Source organism: Pseudomonas sp. YL2, assembly GCF_023063025.1.
GTDB lineage: Bacteria > Pseudomonadota > Gammaproteobacteria > Pseudomonadales > Pseudomonadaceae > Aquipseudomonas > Aquipseudomonas putida_A.
In genome coordinates this window covers 175,449-186,520 of record NZ_JAJSLU010000005.1, presented here as the reverse complement: position 1 = coordinate 186,520, position 11,072 = coordinate 175,449, and the positions used below count along the sequence as shown (strand labels likewise).

The 11,072-nt window shown below is 60.8% G+C and carries 8 protein-coding genes; 6 read left to right on the top strand and 2 right to left on the bottom strand.

The window, feature by feature from the left end:
* A partial coding sequence (locus LVD08_RS10015; protein ID WP_247268053.1) for a LysR family transcriptional regulator occupies positions 1-972 on the bottom strand: 972 nt, incomplete at its 3' end.
* A 100-nt stretch (positions 973-1,072) separates the two neighbouring features.
* Here LVD08_RS10015 and LVD08_RS10010 point away from each other — a divergent pair.
* The 4 genes from LVD08_RS10010 to guaA all read left to right on the top strand — a co-directional run bounded on the left by LVD08_RS10010 (position 1,073) and on the right by guaA (position 5,853).
* Entirely contained in the window at positions 1,073-1,846 is a 774-nt protein-coding gene (locus LVD08_RS10010) for a sulfite exporter TauE/SafE family protein (RefSeq protein ID WP_247268052.1), read from the top strand.
* 195 nt (positions 1,847-2,041) lie between these two features.
* Positions 2,042-2,590 (top strand): sugar ABC transporter ATPase, encoded by a 549-nt coding sequence (locus LVD08_RS10005; RefSeq protein WP_096795528.1) that lies wholly within the window; start codon positions 2,042-2,044, stop codon positions 2,588-2,590.
* Positions 2,591-2,706: 116 nt separating this feature from the next.
* Entirely contained in the window at positions 2,707-4,176 is a 1,470-nt protein-coding gene (guaB, locus tag LVD08_RS10000; RefSeq protein ID WP_027612123.1) for an IMP dehydrogenase, read from the top strand.
* A gap of 99 nt (positions 4,177-4,275) precedes the next feature.
* The gene (gene guaA, locus LVD08_RS09995) at positions 4,276-5,853 is read left to right on the top strand and encodes a glutamine-hydrolyzing GMP synthase (RefSeq protein ID WP_027612122.1); all 1,578 of its coding nucleotides are present in this window, start codon (positions 4,276-4,278) and stop codon (positions 5,851-5,853) included.
* Between the two features lie 82 nt (positions 5,854-5,935).
* On the opposite strand, the gene LVD08_RS09990 is transcribed toward guaA, so the two are convergent.
* Positions 5,936-8,878 carry a membrane-targeted effector domain-containing toxin gene (locus tag LVD08_RS09990; protein ID WP_247268051.1) on the bottom strand — a complete coding sequence of 981 codons (2,943 nt, stop codon included), beginning with the start codon at positions 8,876-8,878 and terminating at the stop codon, positions 5,936-5,938.
* Positions 8,879-9,104: 226 nt separating this feature from the next.
* Between LVD08_RS09990 and LVD08_RS09985 the strand changes: the two genes are divergently transcribed.
* Positions 9,105-10,481, top strand: coding sequence for a multicopper oxidase family protein (locus LVD08_RS09985; RefSeq protein ID WP_095136913.1), 1,377 nt, complete (start codon positions 9,105-9,107; stop codon positions 10,479-10,481).
* On the top strand, positions 10,481-10,978 hold the full coding sequence (tadA, locus tag LVD08_RS09980) for a tRNA adenosine(34) deaminase TadA (RefSeq protein ID WP_103367350.1): 498 nt from the start codon (positions 10,481-10,483) through the stop codon (positions 10,976-10,978). The genes LVD08_RS09985 and tadA overlap by 1 nt, the downstream gene beginning before the upstream one ends.
* Positions 10,979-11,072 lie beyond the last annotated feature (94 nt).

Sequence of the window (11,072 nt, the reverse complement as noted above, 5' to 3'; positions counted from 1 at the left end):
GGGGGGGGGGGCCTCCCGCGAGAGGGGGGGGGGGAAGAAAAACAATTTCTCACCTCCCCCCCCCTTCCCGCGACCAACCCCCCTCCCACAGGGTTTTGTGAACATATTGATGAAGTGTTGCACCAGTGACGTGGGGGTTTGCCGATAGGCGAGGGCGACGGTGCTTTGGCAATCGGGATCACTCAGCGGTAAGAATCGTACGCCGCCGGGGGCGATGTCCTGCATTGATTCGGGCAGCAGGGCGATGCCGAATCCAGCCTGGATCAACTGCAACTGCGTAGTTTTGCGCGACATCACCCGCGCTGCTTTTGGGAAAAAGCCCTGGCGCATGCACAGGTCGGCACACAGATAGCTGAGGCCGCCGCGCTGTGGATGCGGGATCGATATAAAGGCTTCGTCCTGCAGTTGCGCCAGTTCGACGGAGGATGAATCGGCCAGTCGATGATCGTTCGGCACCGCCAGCAGCAGGCGCTCGGTGAACAATGGCACAACCTGAATACCTTCACGCTGACGCAACACCGGCAGGCGCAACAGGCCAATGTCGAGGCGTCCTTCCGCGAGTTCCTCAAGCTGCGCCTCGGAGGAAAGCTTGCCGATGTCCAGCGACACGCCGTGCTGCTGATCGAGATAAGCGCTGATCCGACGTAATAAATGCCCGCTGATCGACACGGTGCTGGAATGACTCAGGCGCAGCGTGCCCAGTTGTCCGTTACCGACTTCGGTCGCCATCGCGCTGGCTTTGCTCAGTTCATTGAGCAGGTTTCTGGCCCGCGGCAGAAACGCCTCACCCGCCGCCGTGAGCCGGGGCTGGCGTGCGGTGCGTTCGAACAGCGAGGTTTGCAGGCGGGTTTCCATGTCCTTGATCTGCCGGCTCAGCGCTGACTGCGCGATGAACAGGCGTTCAGCGGCGGCGCTGAAACTGCCGCATTCGGCGATTTCCACGAAGTAGCGCAGTTGACGGGTTGAAAGCATCAGGTATGCCTTTTCGAGATGGGTGAGTGGCTTTGAACATATTAGTCGCAAGGCTTGGCGCTGGCTAAAGTCATCACAGGCTTATAAAGGAAGCGAACCGATGAGCGTGGCGGGGTTGTTGAGCGAGTGGACATGGGGCGCGGGCGGCTGGGTAGTGATCGGCTCGGGAATCGCGCTGGCCTATATCGTGTTCGGGATTGCCGGGTTCGGTACCGCACTGGTCGCGGGTCCGATTCTGATTCTGTTCATGCCGTTGTCGAAAATCGTGCCGCTGCTGGTGTTGCTGGATTTCGTCGCGGCATTCGGCAATCTGCTGCCTTCGCGCCGGGATGTGGCCAAGCCCGAGTTGTTGCGGCTGCTGCCATGCATGGCGGTGGGGTGCACGTTGGGGGTGATTTTCCTGCTCAACCTCAAATCCGACCTGTTGCTGCTGTTGATGGGGCTGTTCATCAGCACTTATGCGGTTTACAGCCTGTGGGTGAAAACCCGGCCGACGCAGTTGTCTGCCGCATGGGCGCTGCCGATGGGCACGGTAGGCGGCCTGTTTGGCGCGCTGTTTGGCAGTGGCGGCTTTCTATATGCGATCTATCTCAACAGCCGCCTGCCCAAGGACGCGGCGCGGGCCACGCAAAGTGCGCTGATCAGTTGCAGCACTGTGGTGCGTTTGAGCCTGTTCGCCATCGCCGGGGTGTATGCCGAGCTACCCTTGTTGATGCTGGCGCTGTGTCTGTTGCCGGCCATGGCGCTGGGCCTGTGGATCGGACGGCGGTTGACGATGCGCTTGTCGCGCGAGGCGTTTGTGCGATTGGTGACCTGGCTGGTGCTGGCGAGCGGGATTGCGTTGATCGGGCGCTACATTATTAGTATGGCGTGAGTACTTGACCGGATTTCGTCAGGGATTAAGCTGCCGGCCGCAATTCCTTTGTAGGCCGCCCGCATTCCCTGGGTGGGAGTGAGCCTGCTCGCGATGGCGGTGTACCAGTTGATCTTGATGTGTCTGCCCCCCCGCTATCGCGAGCAGCCTCACTCCTACAGGGGTAAATCTCGGTATTTGCAGCAGGCTTGCACCATGAATTCGCAAAGCATCATCGTCCCGAAAATCTCCACCCTGCCGGTCCACGAACCCCGGGCGCGGGCGATCGTGCGCTGGCTGGTGCGCAAGAACATCATCGAAGAACAGCTGACCACTTGCGGCCGCACCGGCAATCGCATGGCCCATGCGATTGCCGACGGCGCGCGTGCGGTGGTGCTGCACCCCGAGGCGCTGCCCTTCGGTGAGCCGGTCAATGGACTGGAGATCATCGTCAAGCGCTGCATCTACACGCCGGCCAAGGGCTTTCTCGAAGAAGCCGGGTGCGCCGAGTGCCGCCGCGAAGTTGGCGAAGCGCTGTTCGAAAGCCTGGAAGACTGGTTTCCAGGCCGCACGGACAACTTCACCTGCCCGGAATGCGGGCATGAAGACGACATCAACGGCTTTCTGTTCTTGCAGGAATGTGCGTTTTCCAACCTCGGCTTCATCTTCAACAACTGGCTGGAAGCAGGCTTCAAGCAGAGTTTTATCGATGAGTTCGCCGATTGGCTCGATCAACCTGTCTCTTGGGTCAAGGTGGAGCTGTAGCGGCGGGGGTCTCCGTATATCAGCAACATTGATATTAAGCTGAGTTTTACATTGAACAGCAGGGGGTGTCTGACTATAATGGCGCGCTTCCATTTTCCCGCTCGGGAGCCCCCGCGATGCTGCGTATCAGCCAAGAAGCTCTGACATTCGACGACATTCTCCTAGTGCCCGGTTATTCCGAGGTGCTTCCTAACGAAGTCAGTCTCAAGACCCGCCTTACCCGTGGCATCGAGCTGAATATTCCTCTGGTTTCTGCCGCCATGGACACCGTCACTGAAGCCCGTCTGGCAATCGCCATGGCTCAGGAAGGTGGTATCGGTATCATCCACAAGAACATGACCATCGAGCAGCAAGCTGCCGAAGTGCGTAAGGTCAAGAAGTTCGAAGCCGGCGTCGTGAAGGATCCGATCACCATCGAGGCTGATGCCACGGTGCGTGACCTGTTCGAACTGACCCGCATGCACAACATTTCCGGCGTTCCGGTGCTGCACGATGGCGACCTGGTCGGCATCGTCACCTCCCGTGACGTCCGCTTCGAAACCCGTCTGGAAGCCACCGTACGTGAAGTGATGACGCCTAAAGAGCGTCTGGTCACCGTGCGTGAAGGCGCCGACAAGAACGAAGTCCGCGAGTTGCTGCACAAGCACCGCCTGGAAAAAGTCCTGATCGTCGACGACAAGTTTGCCCTCAAAGGCATGATGACCGTCAAAGACATCGAAAAAGCCAAAGCCTACCCGCTGGCCAGCAAGGACGATCAAGGTCGTCTGCGCGTTGGCGCTGCCGTCGGTACCGGTAAAGACACCGGTGACCGCGTTGCCGCGCTGGTCAACGCCGGTGTGGACGTGGTGGTGGTCGACACCGCACACGGTCACTCCAAGGGCGTGATCGACCGCGTTCGCTGGGTCAAAGAGAATTTCCCTGAAGTGCAGGTGATCGGCGGCAACATCGCCACCGGCGCAGCCGCCAAGGCCCTGGCCGAAGCGGGTGCCGATGCGGTCAAGGTCGGTATCGGCCCTGGCTCGATCTGCACCACCCGTATCGTCGCCGGTGTCGGCGTGCCGCAAATCAGTGCCATCGCCAACGTCGCCGCTGCCCTTGAAGGCACTGGCGTGCCGTTGATCGCCGACGGCGGCATCCGTTTCTCCGGTGACCTGTCCAAGGCCATCGTGGCCGGTGCGTCCTGCGTGATGATGGGTTCGATGTTCGCCGGTACTGAAGAAGCCCCGGGCGAGATCGAACTGTTCCAGGGCCGTTCGTACAAGGCTTATCGCGGCATGGGTTCGCTGGGCGCCATGTCTCAGGCGCAAGGTTCTTCCGACCGTTACTTCCAGGACTCCTCGGCAGGCGCCGAGAAGCTCGTTCCGGAAGGGATCGAAGGTCGTGTGCCGTACAAAGGCACCCTGACGGCGATCATCCACCAGTTGATGGGCGGTCTGCGTTCCTCGATGGGTTACACCGGCAGCGCCAACATCGAAGAAATGCGCACCAAGCCTGAGTTCGTGCGGATCACCGGTGCCGGTATGGCCGAATCCCACGTTCACGACGTGCAGATCACCAAAGAAGCGCCAAACTACCGCGTAGGTTGATGCTTCAAGCAAATCGTTAAGCAACCGGGGCTGTTTTATTCAGCCCCGAGTTGTTTCTGAATCACGACTGTTTCTGAATTACTTAGACGAGACTGAATCATGGCCCTCGACATTCACGCTCACCGCATCCTGATCCTCGACTTCGGTTCGCAATACACCCAGCTGATTGCCCGCCGCGTGCGCGAGATCGGTGTGTACTGCGAGCTGCACCCGTTCGACATGGACGAAGAAGCGATCCGCGAATTCGCGCCTAAAGGCGTCATCCTCGCCGGCGGCCCCGAGTCCGTGCACGAAGCCAACAGCCCGCGCTGCCCGCAAGCGGTGTTTGACCTGGGCGTGCCGGTCTTCGGTATCTGCTACGGCATGCAGACCATGGCCGAGCAACTGGGCGGCAAGGTTGAAGGTTCCGAGCTGCGTGAGTTCGGTTACGCTCGCGTTGACGTAGTCGGCAAGAGCCGCTTGCTTGACGGCATCGAGGACCACATCGACGCCGACGGCCTGTTCGGTCTCGACGTGTGGATGAGCCACGGTGACAAGGTCACCAAGATGCCGGAAGACTTCCACATCCTCGCCAGCACCCCAAGCTGCCCGATCGCCGGCATGTTCAACGACGAACGCGCTTACTACGGCGTGCAGTTCCACCCGGAAGTGACCCATACCAAGCAGGGCGGTCGCATCCTCTCGCGCTTCGTGCTCGACATCTGCGGCTGTGAAGCCCTGTGGACTCCGTCGAAGATCGCTGAAGACGCCATCGCCAACATCCGCGCACAGGTCGGCACCGACAACGTGCTGCTGGGTCTGTCCGGCGGCGTTGACTCCTCGGTGGTTGCGGCGCTGCTGCACAAAGCCATCGGCGATCAACTGACCTGCGTCTTCGTCGACAACGGCCTGCTGCGTCTGCACGAAGGCGAGCAAGTGATGGCCATGTTCGCCGAGAACATGGGCGTCAAGGTGATCCGCGCCAACGCGGAAGACCAGTTCCTGAACAATCTGGCCGGCGAAGCCGACCCGGAGAAGAAGCGCAAGATCATCGGCCGTACCTTCATCGACGTGTTCGATGCCGAATCCTGCAAGCTGGACAACATCAAGTACCTGGCGCAAGGCACCATCTACCCGGACGTGATCGAGTCGGCTGGCGCGAAAAGCGGCAAGGCGCACGTGATCAAGTCGCACCATAACGTGGGCGGCCTGCCGGAAGAGATGAACCTGAAACTGGTCGAGCCACTGCGCGAACTGTTCAAGGACGAAGTCCGTCGTCTGGGTCTGGAACTGGGCCTGCCGTACGACATGGTCTACCGTCACCCGTTCCCGGGCCCGGGTCTGGGCGTGCGCATCCTCGGTGAAGTGAAGAAGGAATACGCCGACCTGCTGCGTCGCGCCGACCATATCTTCATCGAAGAACTGCGCAAAGCCGACTGGTACCACAAAGTCAGCCAGGCCTTCGTGGTGTTCCAGCCAGTGAAATCGGTTGGCGTGGTCGGCGACGGCCGTCGTTACGCCTGGGTCGTGGCCCTGCGTGCCGTGGAAACCATCGACTTCATGACAGCACGTTGGGCACACCTGCCTTACGAATTGCTGGAAACCGTCTCCGGCCGCATCATCAATGAAATCGAAGGTATTTCGCGCGTCACTTACGACGTGTCGAGCAAGCCGCCGGCGACCATTGAGTGGGAGTGATCCCGCGCAAGCCGTAAAGGCTTGATCGCCGCAACCGAAAAGCCGTGTGAAATCCGTTTCACACGGCTTTTCTGTTTTTGCGTTACAGCGGTTTTGACCAGCCACCCAGTTGCATGCCCATGTCATCCAGAGCTTGCAGCAGGGCTTTCATGCTCGGGTAGCGTTTACCGCTCACCGAAGGCCAGCCGGGGCGTTCGATGTAGAAGTGCTTGCCGTCTGTGTCGATGACGGTCCGTACCAGTTCTCGGGTGCGGCTGCGATGGACAATGAACGTCAGGTTGGGTTGCTGCTTCAGGGAGTACATGCCGTAGCGAGGCAGCAGGGTTTCGAATTCGGTCATGGTGTGCGCGGTCCAGGGTGTTTCGATTTGCAGGCGCAAGTCGCCTCTGACCAGCGCGGAACGATCGTGCGCCGTACCGCCCAAGGGCAGGATTCTCCCGGGATCGACTTCAATGCCCCGTGAAGTCCCTTCGGCGACATCCTCGACGCGAATGCCGATCGCCTCTTCCAGTTCGCTGACGCCGGCAACCCCGTCAAAAGTGTTGGAGTGAGAGTTGCCCATCAGCGCCACCCATTTGTGCGCGCCGCGTGCGGACTGATCGGCACGGATCATCAGACGCGCGAAGTAATTCATCATTTTCTGCCGCGCGGTGTTGTTGCCCAATGGCAAGTCCATGCCGTTGAGTCGGTAACTCGCCATGCAATCGATGGCTTGTACATGGATCCCTTGCTTTCTGGCTTCCTTGACCAGTTCCAGGAACGTGTAGCGCTCCAGCGGATCGGTCATGTTGCCGACGTCGAGTGCCTTGAGATAGGCCTCGAGTTTTTGCGGCATGTTGCCGGTGCGGAAGAATTCATCCAGCGCGGCTTGATGGAAGTCGGTCAGCAGGTGCTCCATGTACAGGCTCTTCACCTGTTTGCTGGCGAGCAATGGCATGTTCTCGATCAGCCATTGCTTGCTGCCGATGGCCGTGTGGCTCTCGCCGAGCACCAGGCCCCGGGCATGTTCGAGGATTTTCTCGATAATTTCTTCGGCGGTCGCGTCTGCCGCCAGGGCGGGCACCGGAGGACGATCGGGCAGGCGCAGCGTGCTGAAAAAATCCAGTGCATCGTGATACAGGCGTTTGCGGATGACCTTGAAGTCGCGGTAGGCATCGAACTCGTTCAGGCTGTCGTAGAAATCGCGCAAGGCCTCGTCATTCAGCCCGGCCGCGCCTTCCTCCAGATGCGCCTTGAGCGGTGCGGGTACGTCGTACTGCGAGGCGGGCAGGGCGGTCAGCGGGCTGCGGCTGCTTGATCCGGCCAGTGCCGAAGGTTTGCCACCGCCGGCGAGTCCTGCGCGAGGCATGGCTTCCCATTCACCCTCAGGGTTCAGGCGTACCGGGATCGAGCGAGTAAAGCCGTGGGGGTGCTCGGGATCGATGACCGCCCAGTGTCCGCTGCCGTTGATGTCGGCTTCGTAGCGTACGTAATAGGCGGTGTCGTCCATCAGGATGGCGGTTGAGGGGTTCGAATCGAGCAGATAAATGCCCTGGAATTTTCCGGGCTCGCTCACCGGCGTAATGCCGTCGAGCAACTCATTGGCTTGCCAGCTCGGCGGAATGACCGGTCGCGGCGTGTCTTCAATCAGGGGGGTGGCAATCGGTGGCTGAGGCCCACCCATCGGCGTCCCGACTTTATCGGTCAGGTCGCTCATCTCCGCCGCTTCGGCGGCATCCACCTCGGGTCCGACCTCGGCCAATGATCCCGGGCCCTTGAGTGCCAGCAGATTGAACAGCATGTCGATGCCGTTGAGCACCGCACCGACAATCCCGGCCTTGCGCTCGGCGGCGGTTTTGCCATTGACCGCCTGATCGATGTTCAGCCCCATGTTGGCAATGCTGGCGCCGATCACCGGCAATGCGACTGGCCAGCCGACCACCGCCATTGGCCCGAACACCTTGACCCCGGCGCTGAGGTAGCCGATCCACAGCTTCTTGCGCAGGTCACCGTTGGAGGTCAGGGACAGGCTGGCTTCGGCAAACATCGCCGTGCGGGTCGAGTCAGTCAGCCAGGTGAAGGCGTCGCCACTGACCGCGCGGTTGTCCTGATTGATCATCGAGTGATCGTAGCGGCCCCACGTAGCCACCAGGCGATTCATCAGGTCACCAAGAATGGCGTTGATCTGCTGCCGGTCGGCCAGCGAGAAATGCGCAAGGAATGTCTCGCGTGCGGCGGGCTTGTTCATCCGCTGCAGGATCCAGAAGTGCAGGTCGGTGGCGCTTTCCAGTACATGGAATGCATCGCTGTTGCCGGGCAGGTAGAGGATCTGCCGACCCTGGGGCATGACGAAACGCAGGACGTTGGTAGCGGCGTAACCGGCAATGTCCAGCGTGCGCACACTGTCCGGGCAAGGGTGGCTGGTCTGCAGCATTGGCAGGCTGACTGGCCACGTCAGCGGGCCGATCACCGCTTGCGTGACGAACTGGAAATCCTCGCCACTCAGCTGACGTTTGTCCCGCGCCTGTAGCGCTTTGATCAGGAAATTGCACTTGGCCAGGGTACGAAAGTCGCTGCCGCGGGTGTTCCAGTATGCGTTCAGCTGAGCGTCGTACAGTGCGCTGAAGTCGATGCTCCAGAAGTCCTTGAGCACATCGTTGCCGTGCAGGCGCACTTCATTGCGTTCATCGAAGGTGCGGGCATCGGGACCGGCAGTGTAGAAACCGCCATAGACATCGAGCAGGTCGGCGTTGTCCTGGTCGGTGACGCGGAAGCGGTGAGTCACCAACTGGGTCAGGGTCATGCTTGAAGTGGGCGTGGCGTGCGCGTGCTCCCAGCCAGTGAAGGTATTCGAGCTGCTTTGCGAGGCGTCGAAGCGGTGGAAATACACCTGATCCGGGTCGAGGCCGTGGACCTGGTATTTGATCAACAAGTCGCTGGCGACCTGTCGAGCAGCGTCCTGCAGGCTCGGGCAGGTCTGGATGACGGTGGCGGCAATCGCCTTGAGCGCGGCCTTGTCGGCGGCATTGGGCATCGGGTTGGGCATGTGTTTGGGCTCTCTTTCCTTGAGAAACGGGTGGCACAGGATGGCCCGGCTGTTCGACGCATGTGCACTACATAGTTATGTCACTTGATCGATCGAAATCGTGTACGCGCGAGGCGCAACTGCGTCCATCCGCCGCGCTGCCCTTACTGTTTCGCAATTGCAGGTGTATCGTATTTGCCTTTTGCGGGCCCGGTGCCCGACGCAGATACGTGAGGTAGTTGAGTTCATGTCCTTTACCCGTCGCCAAATCCTCGGTGGCCTGGCCGGTCTTGTTGTCGTTGGTGTCGGGGCGGGAGGTGCGTCGCGCTACTGGCTGGGCAAGATGGCCGATGCTGACGCGGGCCACGACTACGAGCTGATCGCGGCGCCACTGGATGTTGAGCTGGTGCCTGGGCACAAGACCGAGGCCTGGGCGTTCGGCCCATCGGCGCCGGGCACCGAACTGCGTGTGCGTCAGGGCGAGTGGTTGCGGGTGCGCTTCATCAACCATCTGCCGGTGGCGACCACCATTCACTGGCACGGCATCCGTCTGCCGCTGGAGATGGACGGTGTGCCGTACGTCTCGCAATTGCCGGTGCTGCCCGGTGAATACTTCGATTACAAATTCCGCGTGCCGGACGCCGGCAGTTACTGGTATCACCCGCACGTCAGCAGCAGCGAAGAGCTGGGTCGCGGGCTGGTCGGGCCGTTGATTGTCGAAGAGCGCGAGCCGACCGGTTTCAAGTACGAAAAGACCCTGAGCCTGAAGAACTGGCACATCGACGAGCAAGGCAATTTCGTCGAGTTCAGCATTCCCCGTGAAGCGGCCCGTGGCGGTACAGCGGGGCGTTTGTCGACCATCAACGGTGTGCCAACGCCGGTGATCGAGTTGCCGGCGGGGCAGATCACCCGCGTGCGTTTGCTCAATCTCGACAACACCCTGACGTATCGCATCAACATCCCCGGCGTTGAAGCGCAGATCTATGCGCTGGACGGCAACCCGATCGAGCCGCGGCCGCTGGGCAAGGAATACTGGCTCGGCCCGGGCATGCGTATTTGTCTGGCGATCAAGGCGCCGCCGGCCGGTGAAGAGTTGTCGCTGCGCAACGGCCCGGTGCGACTGGGAACCTTGCGCTCGGTGGCCAATAACGATGCGCCGACCGAGTGGCCGAAAGCCTTGCCCGCCAACCCGGTGGCCGAGCCGGATCTGGCGAATGCCGAAAAACTCAACTTCAATTTCGAATGGGTCGGTTCGGTGTCGGTGAATGTCGACAACGGCAAGCCACCGAGCCTGTGGCAGATCAACGGCAAGGCCTGGGACATCACCGACAAGACCTGCGCCGATCGGCCGATTGCCAGCCTGAAGCTGGGCCAGAGCTACATCTTCGAACTGAAGAACATGACCCAGTACCAGCACCCGATTCACCTGCACGGCATGAGCTTCAAGGTGATTGCGTCGAACCGGCACAAGATCACTCCGTACTTCACCGACACCTATCTGCTGGGCAAGAACGAGCGTGCGCAAGTGGCGCTGGTGGCGGATAACCCGGGGGTATGGATGTTCCATTGCCACGTGATCGACCACATGGAAACCGGCCTGATGGCCGCCATCGAGGTGAAGTGATGCGCCAGATTCGCCCCGCCGCGATCATCGACCGCAGCCGTGACCGCGATTTCATGCGCGAAGCGCTGGAGCTTGCTGCCCAAGGCGCAGCCCTCGGCGAAGTGCCGGTGGGCGCGGTGCTGGTGCAGAGCGGCGAGATCATCGGGCGTGGCTACAACTGCCCGATCACCACCAGCGACCCGAGTGCCCACGCGGAAATGGTCGCGATCCGCGCTGCTGCCCAGGCCATCAACAACTATCGCCTGCCCGGCAGCACGCTGTACGTGACGCTGGAACCGTGCAGCATGTGCGCCGGGCTGATCGTGCATTCACGCATTGCGCGGGTGGTGTATGGCGCGCTGGAGCCGAAGGCCGGGATCGTGCAGAGTCAGGGACAATTCTTTACCCAGGGCTTTTTGAATCACCGGGTGTTGTATGAAGGTGGGGTGCTGGCCGAAGAATGTGGAGCAGTGCTGACCGAATTCTTCAGAGCCCGTCGCGCAAAACCATCTGAATAAACACAACCCCCCAATGTGGGAGCGGGCTTGCTCGCGAAAGCGGTGTATCAGGCAACATTTTAATCGCCTGACACCCCGCTTTCGCGAGCAAGCC